Raw genomic sequence first — 20,863 nt, forward strand, 5'->3', positions numbered from 1 at the left:
TGCACGCTCTGCGTGATCGGAAACGCTTCCAGAGGTTGCTACGCTCATCGCTGTGCCGCCCCACACCAGGGTCAACATGGCCGATGTCGCGCGCCGGGCCGGCGTGTCGATGGCCACCGCGTCCCGCGCGCTGAGCAACCACCCGCACGTCGCCGAGGAGACCCGGGCCCGGGTCCTGGCCGCGGCCGAGCAGCTGTCCTATGTGGTCTCACCCGAGGCGTCACGCCTGGCCGGGGGCGCCACCGACCGGGTCGCCGTGGTCGTGCCGCACATCTCCCGCTGGTTCTTCGCGACCCTGCTCGAAGGGCTCGAGGCGGTGTTGCGCGACGCCGACCTCGACGTGCTGCTCTACCACGTCGGTGACGCCGCCGACCGCCGCGATTTCTTCCAGCGGCTGCCCGCGCGCCGCAAGGTCGACGCGGTCGTCGTGCTGGGCATGCCGGTCATGCACGGCGAACGCGAGCGGCTCGAATCGATGGGCGTGCACATCGTCGCCGCCGGCGGTCAGGTCGAGCACTACCCGTACGTCTCGATCGACGACGCCGCGGCCGGGCGGCAGGCCGTCGACCATCTGCTCTTCCTCGGCCACCGCCGGATCGGCATGATCGCCACGGTGGAGCCGACCGAGCCCGGCTGGCCCGCGAACCCGGGCCGAGCCCGGGCCTACCGCGAGGCGCTGGCCGAGGCGGGGCTGCCGGCCGAGCCCGGCCTGGTGGTCACCGTGCCGTGGGGCGGTGTGCCCGGCGCCGACGCGATGTCCCAGCTGCTCAGCCTGCGCGAGCCGCCGACGGCCGTCTACGCCCACTCCGACGAGGTGGCGTTCGGCGCGATGCGCACCCTGCGGCGGGCCGGGCTGCGCATCCCGGAGGACATGTCGGTGGTGGGCATCGACGACCACCCGATGGCCGAGCTCGCCGATCTGACGACGGTGGCCCAGCCCGTACGGGATCAGGGGGTCGCGGCCGGTCGTATGCTGCTGGCCCTGCTCGCCGGCGGTGAGCCCGAGGGTGGCGGCACGGTCGCGACGCGGCTCGTGGTGCGGGGCTCGACCGGGCCCCCTAGGCCGGGCAGCTCGCGGGCTCGGTCATCGTCGCCGCGTCCAGGGCGTCGATGACCAGAGCGGTCACGTACGGATCGGTGGGCAGCCCGCTGTGTGTGGTGCGGGCGGCCGGGCAGAGCGTCTGCAGTGGAAGGTTGATGGCGCCGTCGAGCCGGGCCGAGTCGGGCGGCTGCACGGTCTCGTCGTTCTCGGTCCAGATCGACAGCCAGGGCAGTCCGTCCGGCAGCTCCTCGTCGACGCGGTCGAGCAGGTCGCTGCCCGGCGCCAGCTCCTGGCAGGCGGTGGGGCACTGGCCGCGGGCGAAGGTGGCGCCCAGACCGGCCAGCTTCGTGCCGTGCAGGGGTGAGCCCAGCGTGACGACCCGGCGGGCCTTCTCGGCGCCGCGATGATCCTCGACCCAGAGCCGGGTGACCACTCCGCCGGCCGAATAGCCGATCACGTCGACGCTGGGGGCGCCCGCGCCGAGCGCGTCGGTGACGGCCGCGTCGAGGGTGCCGGCCTGCTCCTCCAGCGAGCCGGTGCCGTCGCCGGGCAGGGTCAGCACGGTGGCGGCGCGGCCCTCGGCGGTCAGGCGCCCGGCGAGCTCGGTCAGCGCGGTGCGGCTGCCGCCATAACCCGGCACCAGCAGGATCGGGCCCGGTTGAGCCTGGTCGGGCCGGGGGCCGTCGTCCGGGTCGGCGCCGAAGATCCGCACGCCGATCAGCACCAGCAGCACCACGGCGACCAGACCGGCCGCTCCGAGCACCAGATACCGCACGGGATCATCATGGCGCAGTGACGATTGGCACGCTCCGAAACCTTTCAAATCTGGTGGGCAATCGTTTGAACCCACGATGGACCGGTGAAAACGGAGTAGGAAGCCGAGCCCTGGGAGGGGAACGCGATGCCGGACGGTCCGGTGCGCAGCGAGGTACGGACGCGGGATCAGAACGCCGCGGTCGAGGCGGTCCGGCGGATCGCCGAGCATCGCTCGCGCATTGTCGTCCCTGATCCGCGGGGTGTCAGCTTCGCCGTCCGGTCGGCCCAGCTGGACTGCTGGGGCACCGACGACGTCGTCATGGCGGGTCTGCGCTACGACACCACCATGGAACCGTTGTCGCAGCTGATCGCCGGGATGTGGCGGGCCGGCCACGGCTCGATCCGCTCCGGCGGCGACGAGGTCGCGATGGGTCCGGGGGACGGCTTTCTCTACCCGCTGGCCCGGTCGGTCGAGGTCGACAATCTCAACCCCGCCAAGTCCCTCGTACGGCTTCCGGCCGTCTACGTCGCCGACGTGGCCGAGGAGCTGACCGGCCTGCCCGCCGGCGATCTGCACTTTCTCGGGATGCGGCCGATGACCGAGGCCAAGCGTGACAACTGGGTGGCCACGGTCGCCTTTCTCGTCGACCACCTGAACGATCCCGCCTGGGCGGTCCCGCCGCTGCTCGCCGAGCAGCTCCAGCGGCTGGCCGCGACCGCGCTGCTGCGGGTCTTCCCCAACACCACGATGACCGTCGCCCGTGTGCCCCCGAGTGGCCGCACCAGCCCCGCGGTGGTCCGGCGGGCCACCGAGTTCATGGACGCGAACGCCGCCCGCCCGCTGACTGTCGCCGAGATCGCCGAGGCCGCGGGCGTGAACCCGCGGACGCTGCAGGCCGCCTTCCGGCACCACTCGGCGATTGCGCCGCTGACCTATCTGCGCCGGGCCCGCCTCGAACGGGCGCGGGCCGAGCTGCGGGCCGCCCGCCACGGCGACGGCACCACCGTGGCCGCCGTCGCGAGCCGGTGGGGTTTCCACCGGCCGGCCCGGTTCGCGACCGCCTACCGCGCGGCGTTCGGGGAACCACCCCGGCTCGGCGGCTGAGCAGAACTCAGGGCAGCAGCTGGTCGAGAACGGGCCGCTGCTTGAAGATGCCGTCGCGCTGGCCGAGCAGCGCCACCCGCTCGATCGACTGGCGGTTGATGTCCTCGGGCCAGCTGGGCAGGATCATCGCGATCCGCACGGTGTCGGTGATCTGCGTGTACGTCCCCACGACGTCCCGGACCTCCTCCGGGTGGGCCGCCGCATACCGCAGGGACTCCCTGATCGCCTCGGTGAAATCGGTGACCAGTTTCGGCTTGGCGGTGATCGTGCCCTGACTGGTGAAGTAGAGCGCCACGGTCAGGTCGGCCGCGGTGTCCACGAAGTTCGACGCCACGATCCGGCCGCCCTGGGTGAGGACCGCGCTCAGCGTCGGCTCCACCACCCACGCGGCGTCCACGGCGCGGCTCTGCAGCGCGCCGGGCATCTCGGGGAACGGCATCGCCACGAACCGCAGGTTGTCGGCCTTGCCACCGGCCCGGCGCACCGACTGCCGTACGGTCGTGTCGCCCAGGTTCTTCAACGTGTTGACCGCGATGCTCTTGCCGGCCAGGTCGCGGGCCGAGCGGATCTTGCTGGCGTCGGGCACCACGATCGCCGAGAAGTCGCGGCCCGCCCGCCCGTTGGACGCGACGCCCGCCGCCACCGCCTTCAGGGGTGCGCCGCCGGACTGCGCGGCCAGCAGCGAGGTCACGTTGCTGAAGCCGAACTGGTATTTGCCCTCGAGGACACCCCCGACGATCGCGGCGCCGCCCTGCTCGGGCGAGAGCGTCAGATCGATGCCGCGGCTCGAGAAGAACCCCTTGGCCTTACCGAGATAGATCGGCGCCACATCGATGATCGGGATGACTCCGACGTTGATCTTCGTCGCCGCGGCGGCGGCCCGCGCCTTGTCCTTGCCGTCGGTGCAGGCTGCCGTGCCGGCAAACAGGGTCAGAACGACGGCGGCGGCCACGATCCGGCGCATGGTGTACTCCTCGGGTCACGCGGCGCAACTGTGCACCGCGCGAAACGTACACGATCAATCGCGCTCCGGGGTCGGGCGTAAAGGGAAATTTCAATGTCTGCCTGGATGACTCCGGTGACGTGGTCAGAGAGACGCGGCCAGCTTGCGCAACGCGTCGGCGGCACCGGACATGAGCGGCTCGCCGTGTCCGGGAAGGATCGTCTTGATGTCGAGCGCGGCCAGCTTGCGTACGGAAGCCTTGGCCTGTTCCTCGTTCTCGGTGTATTGCGGGTCGGAGGAGGCGAGCCCGTCGGTGGTCCGCAGCGCGTCGCCCGAGACGAGGGTGCCGGTCGAGGGGTCGAAAATGGAGACGTGCCCGGCCGTGTGACCCGGGGTGCCCACGATTCGCAGGCCGAAGACCTCGTCGCCGTCCTTCAACCCGACCAGCTCCTTCTCGGAGACGAGGCTCGAGACGTCGGCGGCTCCGGTGTAGAACTTGGCGTTGGTCGCCTCGGCGGTCACGCCGGCGAGCGAGCCGGCGTGGTCGGGGTGCTTGTGCGTCATGATCACGTGCCGGACGGCCGAGAAGCTGCTGCCGGCCGCGGTCAGGCCCTGCCCGATGGCGTCCTCCGAGCCCCCGGTGCCGAGGTCGACGATCGCCGCGTCGTTGCCGCGCACCAGAAGGTAGGCCGAGACGAACGACAGGTTGACCCGTTGCCAGCCGCCCATGCTTCCTTCCGCGGACGGGACCGCCGCCGGCGCCGAGGATGTGGCCGGTGGGGATGACGACGAGGAGCAGGCGTTGAGGACGGCCACGCCCAGCACCCCGGAGCCCGCCGTGAACAGGAGCCTTCGACTGATCCGCACATCACGCATGCTCCGATGCTGGCCCGGTCCCCGAGATGATCGCCACCGGACCGCGTTCTTCGTGTCCGATTCTTGTTCTGTGTGTTTGCTGAATGCCGGGTAAAGGATCGGCCGTACGGGGTAAGGGCACCGGCATGACGGAGTACGGAATCCACGCCTCGCACGAGCAGATCCCGCCCGCCGAGCTGCTGGCCGCAGTCATAGCCGCGGAACGCGCCGGCTTCGACGCGGCGATGTGCTCCGATCACTTCTCGCCGTGGAGCAGCCGGCAGGGCGAATCCGCCTTCGCGTGGTCCTGGCTGGGCGCCGCGATGCAGGCCACCAACCTGTCGTTCGGCGTCGTGAACGCGCCCGGCCAGCGCTATCACCCGGCGATCATCGCGCAGGCCATCGGCACGCTGAGCGCGATGTACCCGGGACGGTTCTGGGCCGCGCTCGGCAGTGGCGAATACAGCAACGAGCACATCACCGGCGAGCCGTGGCCGCGCAAGGAGGTACGTGAGGCCCGGCTGCTCGAAAGTGTCGGCGTCATCCGCGACCTGCTGGGCGGCGACGAGGTCACCCGCGACGGTCTGGTGAAGGTCGATCGGGCCCGGCTCTGGACCCGGCCCGAGGTGATGACACCGCTGATCGGTGCGGCCGTCAGTACGAAGACCGCCGCGTGGTGCGCGCAGTGGGCCGACGGCCTGGTCACGGTCAACGCGCCCGAGGACCACCTGCGCGCGATGATCGAGGAGTACCGCGGCGCCGGCGGGCGTGGGCCGCTCTGCTTGCAGGTGCACCTGAGCTGGGCCGCCACCCAGCACGAGGCCGAGGCGATCGCCCACGACCAGTGGCGCAGCAACATCTTCGCGCCGCCGGTCTGCTGGGACCTCGAGACCGTCGACCACTTCGACGTCGTCTCCGAGAACGTCACGGTCGACCAGGTCGCGAAGGTCGTCAACATCTCGGCCGACCTCGAGGAGCACATCGAGAAGCTGCGCGGGTACGCCGCTCTCGGCTTCGACCGTATCTATCTGCACCACGTCGGCCAGGACCTGACGCCGTTCATCGAGACGTTCGGCGCCAAGGTCCTGCCCGCCCTGCGCTAGGCGGTGCTGCAGTTCGTGCGGAACTGGTAGGTGGTGGTGTTGGTCTTGCTGCCACCCAGCCAGTCGATGCGCATGCCCGCGGCCGACCCGTCCAGCGCGCCGCCGCGGGCCACCACGACGAGCAGGTTCGCCTCTTCGCCGGCCCGGATCGTGGCGTTCTCGGCGGGCACCCGCGCCTCCCAGGTCTGGTTGGCCGCCGGGGGATAGGCGGCCGTGCCGATCGGGGTGCGGCCGCTGCCGAGCGGCACGATGAAGGCCTTGCCGCCCTCGACGTTCTTCGCGTCGACCAGGGCGACCTTCTTGACCGTGAGGTCGGCGCCCGCGGGCGCGCGCACCACCTCGCCGACCACCATGGAGGCGCCCTCGGTGAGACGCACACAGAGCGTCACCGGGTCGCCACCGAACACCATCTCGTCGTTACTGTCCGAACCGCAACCGGCGGCCGCAACCACCAGTGTTATACCGAGCGTGGCCAGGCCACTGCGCCGAATCATGGCTGGGGACCGTACGCTCGAATTGTTACGGCGTGATCTCGGTGCGTAATTATCTGTAAGAGCCCTCAGTGACGACGGATTCCCTCGCAGACAGTTCGATCAAGAACCGTTTCCGGCGCGTACGACGGCACCCCGGCCCCCTCGCCGTGACGGGGTGACCGGGGTGCGTGACGATGCGGTCTAGGAGTTCGCGGTCGCGTCGTTGATCAGCATCTCGGGGTGGCGGCCGAGAAACTCGGGCAGGCGGTCGGCCGAGGTGGCCTCGAACAGCTTGCGGGTGTCGTCGGTGATGCCCTCGCCGCCGTTCTCGCCCTGGGCGAACGTGCCGCCGTTGGTCTTGATCGGGATCAGGTCGCCGGCGGCCAGGCCCTTGAGGCCGAAGATGAAGCTGTCGACCGGCACGCCGTGCGTGTCCATCCGGAGCGACTTGCCGGCCGCGGCCAGGATCTTGGAGACCTTGGTCGGGTTGCCCATGACGCCCGAGCTGCTGGCCTTCTTCGCCATCGCCCGCAGCAACTGCTGCTGGTGCCGCTGGCGGTCGTAGTCGCCGTTGGTCGAGTGGCGCAGACGGGAGAACTCGAGCGCCTCCCACGGCTGCATGGTGCGGCAGCCCTTCTCGAACCAGAGCGCGTTGCGCGGCGGCGACTTCGGGTCGGCGCCGTGGGCGTACTCGACCTTGCCGTTGTTGACCACGTAGTGGCTCGACCACATGCGCTTGTCGACGCAGAGGTGCACGCCGCCCATGGCCTCGAGGATGCCCTTGAAGCCGTTGAAGTCGATGACCATGACGCCGTCGAACTCGATGCCGGTCAGCTCGTGCACGGCCTTGGTGGCCAGCTTGGCGCCGCCCTGCCAGCCGCGGCCCTTCTGCGACCCGAAGAAGTAGGCCGAGTTGATCTTGTCGGTGGTGCCGCGGAAGCCCATCTCGTCGTCGGCCGGGATCTTGGCCACGGTGTCGCGGGGGATGGAGATCATGTACGCCTGGTCGTGCGAGGCGGTGATGTGCAGGATCAGGATCGTGTCGGAGCGGGACTGCTCGTCACCCCAGCCGGTGCGGGTGTCCAGGCCCAGCATCAGCATGTTCATCGCGCCGTCGGGGAGCTTGCCGGCCGCGACCGTCTTGTTGCCCAGCCCGTCGTTGTCGAGCACGCTCGACGTGGTCTCGATGTTCGACGTCAGCTGGTTGAGGAAGTACTTCACGACCACGATGCCGCCGACACCGACCAGGGCGAGGATCACGCCGAAGGTGGTCAGGATCTTGGTCCAGAGCGGCGCCTTGGCGCGCTTGGCGGCCTTCTTGCCGTTCTTGCCGTTTCCGCCACCGCCGTACGTATTGCTCCGATTGGGGCGGACGTCACGATCGCCTCGCATGGCGGTCTGTGCCGGCATATGTGATAGCTCCCTCGTGACACGGGCGTTAGGCAACTCCGAAGCCGGAGACCGCCCGCGCCGGACTGAACGCCGTGAGAACAAATATATGGTCGCGTTGCAATAGTCAACCCCGCTTGACGAGCGGTAACCTCCCGACAACGTTTCGGATGCAGAAGACCCGATTTCCGTACGCTGGGTAGCGGGCTGAACGCGTCGAGCGGTCCCCCTCATTCTTCGACAGAGGTCGAACCACTGCTTAGCCCAGTGCCCGATTTCGGGCGCTTTCTCGTTCCGCGCTCATCCTGGAAGCCATTCGCCCGCGGCTATGGCAAATGGCTTTCGCGCCGTTTCTGGGAATTGGCTGGATGGACGTGGCGGAAACGTCGATAGAGTGCCGCCGTGGATGCTGGGACTGATGAGTTACGTGATGCGCACAACGTGCTGGCCGAGTTCTATGCCGAACACCTGAGCGGGGTGCTGGAGAAGTCGCCGGTCGAACGGGCCGTGCTCGACCTGTTCTGCGAGCTGACCCTGGCCGCCGACCTCGGCGGCGAGGTGGCCGACGTCGGATGCGGCACCGGCCGGTTGCTGCCCTATCTGGCCGGCCGTGGGGTGCGGCCGCGCGGTGTCGACCTCGCGCCGGGCATGGTCGAGGTGGCCCGGCGCGACCACCCCGGTTTCCCGTACGAGGTGGCCGATCTGCGTGCCCTCCCGTTCGCGGACGCCTCGCTGGCGGGTGTGGTCTGCTGGTACTCGCTGATCTTCCTCCCGCCCGAGGCCCGTCCGGTCGCCTTCGCCGAGCTGGCCCGGGTCGTCCGGCCCGGCGGATACCTGGCCACCGCGTTCAAGGACGGCGACGGCGAACACCGGCGGGGCGGCCGCACCGTGGGCGTCGAGTTCGACGCGTACTGGATCGGGTCCCGGGAAGTAGCGGGACACCTGGTCGCGGCCGGCTTCACAGTCGTGTTCCAGGGCGGCCGCCCGCGCGAGGAGGGGGAGTCGACGCCGCAGGGTTACCTGATCGTGCGAAGGGACGCGTGACCGCCGTACGGGAACGCCTGTGTGTCTTTCCCACGAGGCCGCATGAGAAGGGCGGGTGCGCCGGCAACAGCGCACCCGCCCGGAGTCCGGAGCGTCAGACGCCGGCGACCGAGGAGATCCAGGAACGGTTGTAGGCGACGCTGCCGTAGTACTGGCGGCTGGTGCCGTCCGCGGTCGACGCCACGCCGACCTGGGCTCCGTTGTAGACCTGCGGGCCGCCCGAGTCGCCCCGCCACGCGTTGCCGTTGATCCGCGTGCTGCCGATCGCGCGACCGCCGTACGCGTCGGTCTGGTTGGTCGAGGTGACCTGGACGGTGGCGGTCTTGAGCGTCGTCGAGGCGCTGCAGCCGCTGTAGCAGGTCATGCCCCAGCCATAGATCGAGTTGGTCGAGCCGACCGGCGGGTAGGCGCTCGACAGCGGCATGTACGACGTGGTGATCGGCGACGCGAGACGCATCAGGGCCAGGTCGTACCGGGTCGAGGTGCTGCTGACGGCCCGGGTCGTGCCGCCCGACGTGCGGTTCACGCTGCCCACCCGCACCGACATCGTGCCCGAGATGCAGTGCCGCGCGGTCAGCACGTAGTTGGCCGAGATGATCGTGCCGGAGCAGGTGAAGCTGCCGTTGCTGAGCACGGCCGCGGCCCACGGCGCGGACGAGACCGTGCCGCCGCCGATGATGTTGGTGCTCGGGTCCTCGACGGCGGCCGCCGCGGCCGAGGGGATGGCGAGGGCGCCGGTGAGGGCGGTGGCAAGCGAAGCGACGACGATGCGGATGCGCACGCCGACTCCTTTCGGGGGGTCGTTCGGCCCGAAGCCCGGTGCGGCCCGGATCGAAGGCTGTCGAAGTACGGTACGACGCCCCGGCCGGAAACGGTTACAGCCCAGTTCGCACCTATCACCGTGTGATGACCGCCGATAGCCTGGCCCGGTGGACCATCGCATGTTCGTCGGCGGGGCCTGGGTGCCCGCGCGCTCGCAGCAGACCACCACCGCCACCAGCCCGTCCACGGGCCAGACACTGGGCCAGGTGGCGGAAGGCGACCGCGACGACGCCCGGGCGGCGATCGCGGCGGCCCGGGAAGCCGCGCCGGGCTGGGCCCGGCTGTCCGCGTTCGAACGGGCGGCGCTGATGCACCGGGTCGGCGACGTGATCGAGTCGCGCCGCGACGACCTGGCCCGCATCCTCACCCTCGACCAGGGCAAGCCGCTGTGGGCGGAGGCCTACGACGAGGTGGACGAGCTCGTCACGTACTGGCGGATGGCGGCCGAGGACGGCAAGCGGCTCGGCGGCCACCTGCCGAACTCGTCGTCGCGGGGCAAGCGGGCCCTGCTGATCCGCCGCCCGCGTGGCGTGGTCGGCGTGATCACGCCGTGGAACTGGCCCTACACGATGCCGGCCGAGCTGATCGCGCCCGCCCTGGCTTCGGGCAACACGGTGGTGTGGACACCCGCGCCGTCCACGTCGGTCGCGGCGGTCGACCTCGCCGGGTGCATCGCCGACGCCGACCTGCCCCCCGGGGTGTTCAACCTCGTGACCGGGCCGGGGCCGGTGGTGGGCGACGAGATCGCGCGCAACCCGGGCACCGACGCGGTGGCGTTCATCGGCTCGACCGCGACCGGCCGGCTGGTCGCCAACGCGGCCTCGGGCAAGGCCACGCTGCTGGAGATGGGCGGCAACGGACCGGTCGTGGTCATGCCCGACGCCGACCTCGACCGTGCGGTCGAGGGCACGCTGACCGCCTGCTTCCTCTGCGCCGGGCAGAGCTGCACGGCGGGGGAGCGGCTGCTGGTCCACCACGACGTACGGGCGGAGTTCGCGGCCCGGCTCGTCGCCGCGGTCGAGGACAGGATCCGGCTCGGCGACCCGCTCGACGACGCGACCACGATGGGGCCGCTCAACAACGCCGGGGTCGCGGCCAAGATGGACGAGCACGTCGCCGACGCCGTGAGCCGGGGCGCGGTGATCCTGACCGGCGGCGCCCGCGACAAGTCGTTCCAGACGGACCTGTACTGGCAGCCGACCGTGCTCGACGGCGTTCCGGCCGATGCCCTGGTCGCCGTCGAGGAGACGTTCGGGCCGGTCGCGCCGATCGTCGGCATCGGCTCCCTGGACGAGGCGATCGAGCTCACCAACGCCTCCCGCTACGGGCTGCTGGCCGCGATCTACACCCGCGACCTGCGGCAGGGGCTCGACTTCGCCGATGCCGTCCGTACGGGCTGGGTCAACGTCAACGAGTCGTCGAACTACTGGGAGAGCCACCTGCCGTTCGGCGGGCGCTCGGGTTCGGACAGCGGCCTGGGCCGGGTCGGCGGCAGCCACCCGATGGAGGCGTTCACCGAGCTCCAGACGGTGATCATCGGCTGACGGCCGTCGTCAGCGGCTCGTGCGTGGCTCGTCAGCGGCCGGCGCGACGCTACGGCCATGACCGATACCGCCATCGTGGCCGAAGGGCTGCGCAAGACCTACAAGGGCGTCGCCGCGCTCGACGGGTTCCGGTTGAACGTGCCCGCGGGAACCGTGTGCGGGCTGCTCGGGCCCAACGGCGCGGGCAAGACCACCGCCGTACGCATCCTCGCGACCCTGCTCAGCTTTGACGCCGGACGGGTCGTGGTGGCCGGGGCCGACGTCGCCCGCGAACCTCGGCTGGTGCGTGAACGCATCGCCCTGACCGGGCAGTACTCGGCCGTCGACGGCTCGCTCAGCGGGCGGCAGAACCTGGTGCTGTTCGGGCGCCTGCACCACCTGGGCCGCCGGGCCGCCCGGGCCCGCGCCGACGAGTTGCTGGAGCAGTTCGACCTGACCGGCGCGGCTGACCGTTCCGCCTCCGAGTATTCCGGCGGCATGCAGCGCCGCCTCGACCTCGCGGCCAGCCTGATCCGGGCGCCACGGGTGCTGTTCCTCGACGAACCGACCACCGGGCTCGACCCGCGCAGCCGCAACCAGGTCTGGGACACCGTCCGCAAGCTCGTCGCCGACGGCACCACGGTGCTGCTGACCACGCAGTATCTGGACGAGGCGGACCAGCTGGCCGACCGGATCAGCGTGGTCGACACCGGACGGGTCGTCGCCGAGGGCACCCCCGACGAGCTCAAGGCCGAGATCGGCGCCGACCGGCTCGAGGTGGTGGTGCGCGACGCCGACCGCCTGGTCGACACCGCTGCCCTGCTGAGCCGCGTCGCCGGCGCCGAGGCCGACACCGACCCGGACACCCGCCGCCTGCGGGTGCCGGTCACCGACCGGGTGGACGCCCTGGTCGAGACGGCCCGGGCGTTGCGGGACGCCGGGATCGCCGTTGACGACCTGGGCATCCGCCGCCCGACCCTGGACGAGGCGTTCCTGCGCCTCACCGGCCACGCCGCTGCCGCTCTTGCCCCGCTTTCCCCGGAGGAGACCCGATGACCAGCGCCCTGGCCGACGGCTGGACCATGACCGGCCGCTACCTGCGGCACGTCGTGCGCGAACCCGAACAGATCATCCTCTATTTCTCCCTGCCCATCATGTTCGTGCTCGTCTTCGGCTATGTGTTCGGCAGCGGCATGGCCGTCGGCGGCGACAGCTACCGCGAGTTTCTGCTCCCCGGCGTGTTCGTCATGACCCAGCTGTACGGGCTGGGCGCGACCGCCACGGCCATCTCGCTCGACATCAACCGCGGTGTGGTCGACCGGTTCCGCTCGATGCCGACCGCACGCTCCGCGCTCATGGTGGGCCGGAGCGCCGCCGACCTCGTACGGGCCCTGATCGAAATGGCCGTGCTGCTGGTCTGCGGCCTGCTCGTCGGCTGGCAGGCGAACCGGGGCCTGGCTCCCGCCCTGGCCGCGATCGGCCTGATCCTGCTGCTGCGCCTGGCCCTGACCTGGGTCGGCATGTATCTGGGCAGCGTCGTGCCCAACCCCGACACGGTCAGTCTCATCGTGTTCCCGCTGGCGTTCCCGCTGACCGCGCTCTCCAACGTGTTCGTCGCCCCCGAGCAGATGCCGGCCTGGCTGGGCGCGATCTCGCAGTGGAACCCGATCTCGGCCACCGTCGCCGCCGCCCGCGAACTGTTCGGCAACCCCGGCCTCGGCGGCGACGCGTGGCCGGCCGAACACGCTGTGCTGCTGGCCGTGGCCTGGCCGGTCGCGCTCATCGTGATCTTCGCCCCGCTCGCGGTGCGGCGTTACCGGATGCTGGGCCGATGATCGCCCCCGCTGGTCCGCAGGTGCGAACTATTCGGCCGGTCGGCGCATGGTCCAGGCGTCGGTGATGAGCTCTTCGAGACGCGCCACGGTCACTTCGGGCAGCCGGCACATCACCAGCGGTAGACCCTCGTACGACGGGGGCGCGAAGAACAGGTCGGGTTCGCCGAGGACGAGAGCCTGTTTCTCGGCCTCGTCGCCGACGTAGAGGACCGCGATGTCGACCCGGATGACCCGCGGCTTACCGGTCTCACGCTGCGGATATGACCAGACGAAGCCCCGGTTGCCGACCCGGAAGTCGAAGCCGTCGCTGTCGATCTCGACCACGTCGGGCAGGGCCAGGGCCAATCGGCGTACGTCGTCGGCGTCGGCCACCGCAGAACCCTCCCGCACCTGTCAGCTCGGCGACCGACTCTATGCCACGAGAGGCGGATCCGAAGGATCTGTGCGTAGTATGCGGCGGCACAGTTGTAACAGCAGGGGAGTCGAGGAGCACGATGCCGCTAACGCCAGCCGACGTTCACAACGTGGCTTTCAAGAAGCCGGCGATCGGCAAACGCGGGTACGACGAGGAAGACGTCGACGCGTTCCTGGACGAGGTCGAGCAGGAGCTGATCCGCCTCCTCGAGGAGAACCGTGCCCTTCAGGACCAGGCGCAGCGTCCCGGTCCGGCCGGGCCGGCCGCGTCCGGGCCGGGCAACCGGGCCCTCGAGGCCGAGCTGTCCGACCTGACCGCCCAGCTGGGCCGGCTCCAGGAGGCGCGGGCCCGGGCCGAGCAGAACGCCCGCAGCATGCAGACCCAGCTCGACCGGGCCCGCCGCGAGACGCCCTCGGCGCCTCCGCCGCCCGCGTCCGACGCGGCCGACTCGCCGGTGCTGATGATGGCCCGCCGCACGGCCGACGACCACATGCGTGACGCGCGGGCCGAGGCCGAGACGTTGATAGAGGGCGCCCAGTCGGAATCCGACAAGATCACCAGCGACGCCCAGCTGACCGCCAGCACGATCGAGAGCGACGCCCGCCGCAAGCACACCGAGGCCATGAACGGCCTGGTCGACCGGCGTAACGCGGCCCTCGACGAGATCGACAAGCTGGGCCGGCTGGCCCAGACCTACCAGCAGGCCCTGGGCGACCACGTCCAGCGTCAGCTGCAGGAGCTCGACAGCGCCTCGGGCCGCGAACTCGACTGATCACGTGCCGTGATCCCGGCGGTTCACCAGGTATCTTCCAGTCCATGAAGACGGTGAGCCGCCGGCTCGCGCTGTGGCGTTCCGACCTCGAGGCCGGCGTGTGCGCGGCCCCCGAGGAGTGCGAGGCCGAGCAGCGCGCCCGGGTGGTGATCGAGCATCGGCCGCAGGGCGGCGCGGCGACCCGCGCGGAGTTCGACTGCGACCTCCGGCAAGACGTGGAGTGGCAGTTCGACGGCCTGACCTGGCCCGCCGACATCCCGCCGGGCACGTTCGTCACCGTCGAGTGGCACGCCCGCAAGAACGAGGCGGTCATTCGCACGGCACTGCTCGAGGAGCCACTGACGGTCGACGGCGTCGAATACTGGCACGAGTACGACCCGAAGGTCGTGACCCGCGACTCGCGCGCCGACAAGTCGAACCGCTCGCAGGTCCTGCACGCCGTACGCAAGCTCGGTCGGGTCTTCGACGACGGCAGCGCCGTGCTCACCGAGGAACTGCTCGCCAGACGGGCCGGCCTGGGGCGCGGCCAGAAGGGTGCTTTCCTGCTGCGCAACGCGATCGACCAGCTGATCCGCGAGGGCTTCCTGACCCGCGTGACCGGCAGCGTCGACTCGGCCGGCCACCCGTCCTACCCGCCGCTCGACGGCCAGGCGACGGCCGACATGGTGTTCTACGCCCCCATGGTCGAGCCCATCCCGACCGAGTCCCACCGCGGCGAGCACTGGGTGACCGGCTTCATACGCAAACTCCCGCGCGGCGCCCAGCCCACCCAGAGGCAGCTCGACCTCTACCACCAGGCGTCCCAGTTCCAAGACATCGGCCCGCTCGAGCCCGGCTACACGTTCGTCCAGAAGCACCACCGCAACGGCTGACGTCCGTTCCGACCTACAGTGCAGGCGTGACGGTTCGCGCGCGGTGGAGTCCCGGTTGGTACAACCTCGACCAGTCGTTGAAGGTCGGTGACCGCGGCACCTTCGCGTTCCTCCGGGATCTGCCGCCGCCGGGCTACGACGTGATGCTCGCGAACAGCGTCGGCACCCCCACCCACCACTGGAACTACTGGCTGGCGACGGTGGAATCCGTCCACCACTCGCATTTCGGCGCCCTCACCGAGGTCGACACACGCCCTTTCGGCCAGTACACCTTCACCCTGACCGACGGCCGGTGGGTGACGATCGAGGCCGAGGAGGGTCCGGGCCACGTCAACGCCGCGAGCCCCGGCTTCCCGCGCGCCGACTGCGATCCCGCCTGGGCCGACACCGACGGCTGGGCGCTGGACGTCATCCTGACCGACGTCGTCCCGCACCCCACCGATCCCGCGGCGCCGAGCTGAGGGTGGCGGAGAGCGTCCAGCGGGGGCGTGGTCTGAGGTTGGCTTGACCCCGACGCGACGTCATGGTTTGGCATGGGGGCATGAACCGCGTGTCGTCGGCCTATCTGGCCTCCTACGTTCTGTCGATGCTGGGCAACTCGATCGCCGGGGTGGTGTTGCCTCTGCTGGTGTTGCAGACCACCGGCAGTGTGCTCGCCACCGGTGCCGTTGCGGTGGCGTCGGCTCTGCCCGCGGCGGTTGCGGGGCTGGTCATGGGGGTGGTGATCGACCGGATCAACCGCCGTACGGCCTCGGTGCTCACCGATGTGGTGTCGGCGCTCTCGGTTGCCGCGCTGCCGCTGGTCGATGCCACCGTGGGGCTGGCGCTGGGATGGTTCGTGCTGTTCGCGGTGATCGGGTCGTTCGGTGACGTGCCGGGGCTGACCGCGCGCGAGGCGATGATCCCGGGTGTGGTCCGGTCGGGGCGGATGGGCGCCGAGCGGCTGCTGGGCCTGCGGGAGGCGCTCGGCGCGGTGGTGATGCTCGTCGGGCCGGCGGCCGGGGCGGCCCTGATCGCGGTGTTCGACGGCGTCACGGTGCTGTGGGTGACCGCCGCGGCCTCGGCTGCGGCCGCCACGGTCACGTTGCTGATCCCGCGGGCGGCGGGCGCGATTCCGGCCGCCGCTGCGGGCCCTCGCCGGGTGGTGCTGCGTGACGGCTGGCAGACGCTGATCCGGTCGCCCTTCCTGCTGATGACCACGCTGCTCAGCGTGGGCCTGGTCGTGGTGCTGGCCGGTTTCCAGGCGCTGGTCCTGCCGGTGTATTTCACCCTGCAGGAGCGGCCCGCGATGCTCGGACTGGTGCTCAGCGCGCTCGCCGTCGGGCTGCTGATCGGCGGTGGCACGTACGCCGCGGCGGGCGGTCGCGGGCGGCGGCGGACCTGGTTCCGCACCGGGATGCTGATCACGATCGCCGGGTTCGGTGCCATGTCCACGCTGGCCTCCCCGTGGCTCGTGCTCGGCGCCGCGGTGCTCGTCGGGCTGGGCAACGGGCTGTTCGGCAGCCTGATGGGGGTGCTCATGGTCGAGCGGATCCCGGAAGCCCTGCGCGGGCGGGTGATGGGGCTGCAGAACTCGCTGCTGACCGTCGCCCCGGCGCTCGGTATGGGCGGCGCCGCGCTGCTGGTCGACGGTTCCGGAGCTCGTACGGGGGCGGTCGTCCTCGCGGTGGTCTGGCTCGTCACGGGCGTCGTCGCGTTGGTCGCGCGCGGCCTGCGCGACCTCGAACCCCGGCCGGCGCCCGCGCACGAGCTCGCCGAAGCGGCGTGAGCGGGCGCGACGTGAGCGGCGCGGTGCGAGCGGGAACGGCGCGGTGCGAGCCAGTACGGCGTGAGCGGGCGTGGCGCGAGCGGGTGCGATGTGCTTGGGCGCCCCAGCCCCCGTACGAAATCGGGCTCGTAGGCTGACCGGAACGGGGAGGCGTGGATGAACAGCGGCGAGATCGCCCGCATGGCCGGGGTCAGCGTCCGCACCCTGCGGCACTACCACCAGGTCGGGGTGCTGCCCGAACCGGCGCGGCGGGCCAACGGCTACCGCGAATACACGGTGAACGACCTGGTGCTGCTCCTGCGGATCCGGCGGCTGGCCGAGCTCGGCATCGCGCTCGAGGAGATTCCGCCGATGCTGGCGACCGGCGGCCGGGCCGACGCGGTGCTCGACGACCTCGACCGGGAACTGGCCGCGCAGATCGAACGGCTCACCGCCCGCCGCGCGGTGATCGCCCGGCTGCGGGCGGCCGGGGCCAGCCCGGACACGCCGCCCGAACTGGCCGAGCTGCTGGAGAACGACCGGTCGGAGCTGCCGGCGGAGTTGCTCCGGCACGACCGGGAGATGACCCTGCTGCTGCATCACCGCCTCGACCCGGATGGGCGGGCCGCGCTGGCCGGGCTGCTCACCCAGGTCACCGGGCCGGAGATGATGGCGACCGTCACCGCCCTGACCGCCCGGTTCGCCGCGCTCGGCCCGCACACGGAAGGCGAGGAGGTCGACCGGCTGGTGGCCGACTACCGCGCCGCGCTGGGCGGGCTGAGCTACGACGGGTGGACCGAGGTAGATACCGGGACCGGGGCGCTCCTCACGGCGTACCAGGAAACGGTCTTCAACGACGCTCAACGCGAGTTCCTGGCCCGGCTGGCCGAGTCACTGTGAGAAGGGCCGTAGCATCGCCGCTTGTGCAGGTGATCGATTCTCGTCAGTTCCGGGCCGGGGCCTGGTTCGTCGCGGTGACGTTCGCGGTCGTCACGCTGGTCAACGCGGTGTTCCTGTTCGCGCGCGAGCCGGCCGGGGCGTGGTTCCCGTTCGTCGCGCCGCTGGTGCCCGCGACCGTCTCGCTGCTGATCGTGCGGGGCATGGGACTGGCGGGCGGGGTCGAATTCTGGTGGGCGCTGCGGCCCCCGAACCGGCGCGCGCTGGCCGACGGGGCGATCGGCGGCCTGCTCATCGCGTTCGTCGTCTCGGTGGCCGCGGCCGTCCTGGCTCATCTCGCGGGGCTGGCGACGCTGTGGCCGGCCGACGTGATGCTCTCGATCGCGACGACCCTGCCGATCGCGCTCGTGCTGTCCACCGTGAGCACCTTCGTGGAGGAGGTCGGATGGCGCGGCTTCCTGCAGCGCGCGCTGGCGCCGTGGGCATTCTGGCGCAGCTCGCTCACCGTGGCCGCCGGTTGGGCCGTGGTGCAGGCGCCGGTCTATGCGGTGTCGGCGATGCTGGGGGACATGTCGTGGCAGCGCGCGGTCATCTGGTCCGCCTCGCTGGTGCCGAACAGCATCCTGCTCAGCGCGTTCGTCGTCCGCTGGGGCAGCATCTGGCCGGCGGTCCTGGCCGGGGCGATGCCGACCGCCACGCTGGGCCTACTCCGCGACTCGATGTGGTTGAGCCCGGCCGAGGACCTGCTCATCGCCGGGATCGGCGCCGCGCTCGCGGTGGGGACGGCGGCCATTCTCACGCGAGCGCGGCCGGGCCGGTCGAGCCGGAGCGAGCCAAGTATGGCCCGGTGACGCTGTGCGGGTCGGCCGCCACCTCGGCCGGCGTGCCCCGGGCGACGATCCGGCCGCCGTCGGGGCCGCCGGTCGGGCCCATGTCGATGACGTGGTCGGCGCAGGCCAGCACGTCGAGGTCGTGGTCGATCACGACGATCGTGGCGCCGTCGTCGAGCAGGCGGTCGAAGACGCCGACCAGCGTACGGATGTCGACCGGATGCAGCCCGGTGGACGGCTCGTCGAGCACGTAGAGCACGTCGCGCTGGCTGCTGCGCAGGCGGGCGGCGATGCGCAGGCGCTGGGACTCGCCACCGGACAGCGACGGGGTGGGCTCGCCCAGGCGCAGGTAGCCGAGTCCGACGTCGACGATCGGCCGCAGCGGCCGGGCGATGGCGGGTACCTCCGCGTAGAGCTCCAGGGCCTCACGGACAGTCAGGTCGAGCACCTCGGCGATGGTGCGGTCGTCCACCCGTACGGAAAGGGTGTCGTCGTTGAATCTCGCCCCCTGACACGTCGGGCACTGCACGTTGATGTCGGGCAGATACTGCACGTCCAGGTCGATCGAGCCGAGCCCCTTGCAGGTCGGGCACTGGCCGTCCTTGGTGTTGAAGGAGAAGTGCCCGGCCGATCGGCCCGAGGCGGCGGCGAAGTGGGCGCGGACGGCGTCGAAGGCACCCGTGTACGTGGAGGGCGTCGAGCGGGCGTTCAGGCCGATCGGCGTGGCGTCGATCTCCACCACCTGTCGCAGCGGTCCCAGATCGAACTTCCGTACGTGGGTGGGCAGCGGGTCGCCGGCCAGCCGCGCCCGGGCCGCCGGAACCAGGCTGTCGAGCACGAGCGCGGTCTTGCCCGCCCCGGACGGACCGGCCACCCGGTCAGCCGGTTGATCGGGAAACCGGCCGTGACGTCGCGCAGGTTGTAGAGCCGCTTCACGGTGAGCGTCAGCGACGCCTCGGAAGCGCCGCGCGGGGGACGGGTCACCGCGGCCCGGCCGGCCAGGAACGGCCCGATGATCGACTTCTTGTCCCGCATGAGGGCCGACGGTGCGCCGGTCGCGACGACCGTGCCGCCCAGCCGGCCCGCGCCCGGTCCCATCTCGATGATCCAGTCGGCCGTGCGGATGACGTCGAGGTCGTGCTCGACGATCACCACCGAGTTGCCGTTGCCGGCGAGCGCCCCGATCGTCTTGCGCAGCCCCTCGACGTTGCCCGGATGCAGGCCGACCGAGGGTTCGTCGAGCACATAGAGCATGCCGGTGGTGGCGGACCGCACGGTCGAGGTGAGTTCGATGCGCTGCCGTTCGCCGGTCGACAGGGTGGCGCCGGCCCGGTCCAGGCTCAGATAGCCGAGGCCGAGGTCGAGCAGCGGCCGGACCGCCGTCTCCAGCTCGCGGGTCAGCCCGGCGGTCAGCCGCTCGAGCGACGAGGGCATCAGCGGCGCCAGCGAGGCCACGAACCCGGCGATCGCGTCGAGGTCGAGCGCGCTGATCTCGGCCAGGTTCCGGCCGTCGAGCCGTGAGGTCAGGGCCTCCGGGCGCAGCCGGGTGCCGTGGCAGACCGGGCAGGTGTGCGAGTTCAGGTATTTGCTGTTGTCCGACTTCTGCGCGGCGGTGACCGCGTTGTCGAACGTCACGTTGAGCCGCACCGGCCGCCCGTCGCGGCCCGAGACGGTCACTTCCTGCTTCACTGGCTCGCCGGTCATGACGAGCTCCTTCTCCGTGCGCGAGAGCTTCCCGTACGGGACATCGAGCCGCACACCGAGCTCACCCGCAGCGAACATGCTGAGGCGCCGGCCGCCCACGTTCCACGGCAGCACGGCGCCCTCGGCGATCGTCTTGCCGGGGTCGGGGACGAGCGTGGCCGGGTCGACCTCGAAGACCGTGCCGATGCCGGTGCAGCGTGGACAGGCCCCGTACGAGTTGAACGCGAACGACTCGGCGCCCGGGGCCTCGAACCGTACGCCGCAGGTCGGGCACTGGATCTCCATGGCCTGGGTCTCGATCGAGGGCGGCACGTCGTGCCCGTTGGGGCAACGGTGCGTGCCGAGCCGCGACATCGTCAGCCGCAGCACGTTGAGCACTTCGCTCATGGTGCCGACGGTGCTGCGCGGCCCCGGCACGGGCGGGCGTTGCCGCAGCGCGAGGGCGGGCGGAAGGTGGTCGATGCGGTCGGCGTCGGGCCGCTGGGCCTGGGTGAGCCGCCGCCGGCTGTAGGTGCTGAGCCCTTCGAGGAACCGGTGCAGCCCCTCGGCATAGAGCGTGCCCATGGCCAGGGAGGTCTTGCCCGAGCCGGACACGCCCGCGATGACCACGGTCCGCCACAGGGGGACGTCGACGTCGAGGTCGCGCAGCGTGTTGTGCCGTACGCCGCGGGCTTCGATCGCGCGGGGCAGGGTGTCCGGCAGGGGCGGCAGCTTCATGATTCAGTTCTAACCCATG

Annotated in this window: 22 protein-coding genes; 13 read left to right on the plus strand and 9 right to left on the minus strand. The window is 71.1% G+C overall.

Features of this window, described 5'->3' with window-relative positions; all coding sequences use genetic code 11:
* Positions 1–52: 52 nt before the first annotated feature.
* A complete protein-coding gene (locus JIG36_RS22820; RefSeq protein ID WP_203378405.1) occupies positions 53–1,114 on the plus strand; it encodes a LacI family DNA-binding transcriptional regulator in 1,062 nt (353 codons plus the stop codon).
* Here JIG36_RS22820 and JIG36_RS22825 read toward each other — a convergent pair.
* Positions 1,059–1,817: an alpha/beta fold hydrolase gene (locus JIG36_RS22825; protein ID WP_307872864.1), complete on the minus strand. Its 759-nt coding sequence runs from the start codon at positions 1,815–1,817 to the stop codon at positions 1,059–1,061. The genes JIG36_RS22820 and JIG36_RS22825 overlap by 56 nt on opposite strands.
* Before the next feature lie 126 nt (positions 1,818–1,943).
* Here JIG36_RS22825 and JIG36_RS22830 point away from each other — a divergent pair, with 126 nt between their 5' ends.
* Positions 1,944–2,903: a helix-turn-helix transcriptional regulator gene (locus JIG36_RS22830; RefSeq protein ID WP_203378406.1), complete on the plus strand. Its 960-nt coding sequence runs from the start codon at positions 1,944–1,946 to the stop codon at positions 2,901–2,903.
* A 7-nt stretch (positions 2,904–2,910) separates the two neighbouring features.
* On the opposite strand, the gene JIG36_RS22835 is transcribed toward JIG36_RS22830, so the two are convergent.
* Entirely contained in the window at positions 2,911–3,867 is a 957-nt protein-coding gene (locus JIG36_RS22835; protein ID WP_203378407.1) for an ABC transporter substrate-binding protein, read from the minus strand.
* 123 nt (positions 3,868–3,990) lie between these two features.
* Positions 3,991–4,722 (minus strand): MBL fold metallo-hydrolase, encoded by a 732-nt coding sequence (locus JIG36_RS22840; protein WP_203378408.1) that lies wholly within the window; start codon positions 4,720–4,722, stop codon positions 3,991–3,993.
* Positions 4,723–4,847: 125 nt separating this feature from the next.
* On the opposite strand from JIG36_RS22840, the gene JIG36_RS22845 reads away from it, so the two are divergent.
* Positions 4,848–5,804, plus strand: coding sequence for a TIGR03885 family FMN-dependent LLM class oxidoreductase (locus JIG36_RS22845; RefSeq protein ID WP_203378409.1), 957 nt, complete (start codon positions 4,848–4,850; stop codon positions 5,802–5,804).
* On the opposite strand, the gene JIG36_RS22850 is transcribed toward JIG36_RS22845, so the two are convergent.
* A complete protein-coding gene (locus tag JIG36_RS22850; RefSeq protein ID WP_203378410.1) occupies positions 5,801–6,298 on the minus strand; it encodes a hypothetical protein in 498 nt (165 codons plus the stop codon). The two genes, JIG36_RS22845 and JIG36_RS22850, sit on opposite strands and share 4 nt — an antisense overlap.
* A gap of 180 nt (positions 6,299–6,478) precedes the next feature.
* Complete coding sequence (locus tag JIG36_RS22855) at positions 6,479–7,687, minus strand: LCP family protein (protein ID WP_203378411.1); 1,209 nt, start codon at positions 7,685–7,687, stop codon at positions 6,479–6,481.
* Between the two features lie 381 nt (positions 7,688–8,068).
* On the opposite strand from JIG36_RS22855, the gene JIG36_RS22860 reads away from it, so the two are divergent.
* Positions 8,069–8,710: a class I SAM-dependent methyltransferase gene (locus JIG36_RS22860; RefSeq protein WP_203378412.1), complete on the plus strand. Its 642-nt coding sequence runs from the start codon at positions 8,069–8,071 to the stop codon at positions 8,708–8,710.
* A 94-nt stretch (positions 8,711–8,804) separates the two neighbouring features.
* Here JIG36_RS22860 and JIG36_RS22865 read toward each other — a convergent pair whose 3' ends face one another.
* Positions 8,805–9,491 (minus strand): S1 family peptidase, encoded by a 687-nt coding sequence (locus JIG36_RS22865; protein ID WP_203378413.1) that lies wholly within the window; start codon positions 9,489–9,491, stop codon positions 8,805–8,807.
* Between the two features lie 148 nt (positions 9,492–9,639).
* Here JIG36_RS22865 and JIG36_RS22870 point away from each other — a divergent pair, with 148 nt between their 5' ends.
* The 3 genes from JIG36_RS22870 to JIG36_RS22880 are packed head-to-tail and all read left to right on the plus strand — an operon-like array spanning position 9,640 to position 12,890.
* Entirely contained in the window at positions 9,640–11,076 is a 1,437-nt protein-coding gene (locus JIG36_RS22870; RefSeq protein WP_203378414.1) for an aldehyde dehydrogenase family protein, read from the plus strand.
* Between the two features lie 57 nt (positions 11,077–11,133).
* Positions 11,134–12,111, plus strand: a complete 978-nt coding sequence (locus tag JIG36_RS22875; RefSeq protein WP_203378415.1) for an ATP-binding cassette domain-containing protein — start codon at positions 11,134–11,136, stop codon at positions 12,109–12,111.
* Positions 12,108–12,890, plus strand: coding sequence for an ABC transporter permease (locus tag JIG36_RS22880; protein WP_203378416.1), 783 nt, complete (start codon positions 12,108–12,110; stop codon positions 12,888–12,890). Before JIG36_RS22875 ends, JIG36_RS22880 begins: the two co-directional genes overlap by 4 nt.
* Positions 12,891–12,917: 27 nt before the next feature.
* Here JIG36_RS22880 and JIG36_RS22885 read toward each other — a convergent pair whose 3' ends face one another.
* Entirely contained in the window at positions 12,918–13,262 is a 345-nt protein-coding gene (locus JIG36_RS22885) for an MmcQ/YjbR family DNA-binding protein (RefSeq protein ID WP_203378417.1), read from the minus strand.
* 122 nt (positions 13,263–13,384) lie between these two features.
* Here JIG36_RS22885 and JIG36_RS53330 point away from each other — a divergent pair, with 122 nt between their 5' ends.
* The 6 genes from JIG36_RS53330 (at position 13,385) to JIG36_RS54130 (ending at position 18,444) form a co-directional block, all read left to right on the plus strand.
* Complete coding sequence (locus tag JIG36_RS53330) at positions 13,385–14,077, plus strand: DivIVA domain-containing protein (protein WP_203378418.1); 693 nt, start codon at positions 13,385–13,387, stop codon at positions 14,075–14,077.
* A gap of 44 nt (positions 14,078–14,121) precedes the next feature.
* On the plus strand, positions 14,122–14,949 hold the full coding sequence (locus JIG36_RS22895) for a hypothetical protein (RefSeq protein WP_203378419.1): 828 nt from the start codon (positions 14,122–14,124) through the stop codon (positions 14,947–14,949).
* Between the two features lie 26 nt (positions 14,950–14,975).
* A complete protein-coding gene (locus JIG36_RS22900; RefSeq protein WP_203378420.1) occupies positions 14,976–15,410 on the plus strand; it encodes a hypothetical protein in 435 nt (144 codons plus the stop codon).
* An 80-nt stretch (positions 15,411–15,490) separates the two neighbouring features.
* Positions 15,491–16,717, plus strand: a complete 1,227-nt coding sequence (locus JIG36_RS22905) for an MFS transporter (protein ID WP_203378421.1) — start codon at positions 15,491–15,493, stop codon at positions 16,715–16,717.
* Positions 16,718–16,873: 156 nt separating this feature from the next.
* Positions 16,874–17,596 (plus strand): MerR family transcriptional regulator, encoded by a 723-nt coding sequence (locus tag JIG36_RS22910; RefSeq protein WP_203378422.1) that lies wholly within the window; start codon positions 16,874–16,876, stop codon positions 17,594–17,596.
* Between the two features lie 29 nt (positions 17,597–17,625).
* Positions 17,626–18,444 (plus strand): CPBP family glutamic-type intramembrane protease, encoded by an 819-nt coding sequence (locus JIG36_RS54130; protein WP_203378423.1) that lies wholly within the window; start codon positions 17,626–17,628, stop codon positions 18,442–18,444.
* Here JIG36_RS54130 and JIG36_RS22920 read toward each other — a convergent pair.
* Together JIG36_RS22920 and JIG36_RS22925 are read right to left on the minus strand one after the other, a co-directional pair.
* Positions 18,389–19,165: an excinuclease ABC subunit UvrA gene (locus JIG36_RS22920; RefSeq protein WP_203378424.1), complete on the minus strand. Its 777-nt coding sequence runs from the start codon at positions 19,163–19,165 to the stop codon at positions 18,389–18,391. The genes JIG36_RS54130 and JIG36_RS22920 overlap by 56 nt on opposite strands.
* A complete protein-coding gene (locus tag JIG36_RS22925) occupies positions 19,132–20,844 on the minus strand; it encodes an excinuclease ABC subunit UvrA (RefSeq protein ID WP_203378425.1) in 1,713 nt (570 codons plus the stop codon). Before JIG36_RS22925 ends, JIG36_RS22920 begins: the two co-directional genes overlap by 34 nt.
* Positions 20,845–20,863 lie beyond the last annotated feature (19 nt).

It is taken from the genome of Paractinoplanes ovalisporus (genome assembly GCF_016834655.1).
Classification (GTDB): domain Bacteria; phylum Actinomycetota; class Actinomycetes; order Mycobacteriales; family Micromonosporaceae; genus Actinoplanes; species Actinoplanes ovalisporus.

What these genes read in the sequence shown, in the direction of transcription:
- JIG36_RS22830 (WP_203378406.1), top strand. Translation starts at nt 1,944, where the DNA reads ATGCCGGACGGTCCGGTGCGCAGCGAGGTACGGACGCGGGATCAGAAC.
- JIG36_RS22835 (WP_203378407.1), bottom strand. Translation starts at nt 3,867, where the DNA reads ATGCGCCGGATCGTGGCCGCCGCCGTCGTTCTGACCCTGTTTGCCGGC.
- JIG36_RS22840 (WP_203378408.1), bottom strand. Translation starts at nt 4,722, where the DNA reads ATGCGTGATGTGCGGATCAGTCGAAGGCTCCTGTTCACGGCGGGCTCC.
- JIG36_RS22845 (WP_203378409.1), top strand. Translation starts at nt 4,848, where the DNA reads ATGACGGAGTACGGAATCCACGCCTCGCACGAGCAGATCCCGCCCGCC.
- JIG36_RS22850 (WP_203378410.1), bottom strand. Translation starts at nt 6,298, where the DNA reads ATGATTCGGCGCAGTGGCCTGGCCACGCTCGGTATAACACTGGTGGTT.
- JIG36_RS22855 (WP_203378411.1), bottom strand. Translation starts at nt 7,687, where the DNA reads ATGCCGGCACAGACCGCCATGCGAGGCGATCGTGACGTCCGCCCCAAT.
- JIG36_RS22875 (WP_203378415.1), top strand. Translation starts at nt 11,134, where the DNA reads ATGACCGATACCGCCATCGTGGCCGAAGGGCTGCGCAAGACCTACAAG.
- JIG36_RS22880 (WP_203378416.1), top strand. Translation starts at nt 12,108, where the DNA reads ATGACCAGCGCCCTGGCCGACGGCTGGACCATGACCGGCCGCTACCTG.
- JIG36_RS53330 (WP_203378418.1), top strand. Translation starts at nt 13,385, where the DNA reads ATGCCGCTAACGCCAGCCGACGTTCACAACGTGGCTTTCAAGAAGCCG.
- JIG36_RS22895 (WP_203378419.1), top strand. Translation starts at nt 14,122, where the DNA reads ATGAAGACGGTGAGCCGCCGGCTCGCGCTGTGGCGTTCCGACCTCGAG.
- JIG36_RS22905 (WP_203378421.1), top strand. Translation starts at nt 15,491, where the DNA reads ATGAACCGCGTGTCGTCGGCCTATCTGGCCTCCTACGTTCTGTCGATG.
- JIG36_RS22910 (WP_203378422.1), top strand. Translation starts at nt 16,874, where the DNA reads ATGAACAGCGGCGAGATCGCCCGCATGGCCGGGGTCAGCGTCCGCACC.
- JIG36_RS22925 (WP_203378425.1), bottom strand. Translation starts at nt 20,844, where the DNA reads ATGAAGCTGCCGCCCCTGCCGGACACCCTGCCCCGCGCGATCGAAGCC.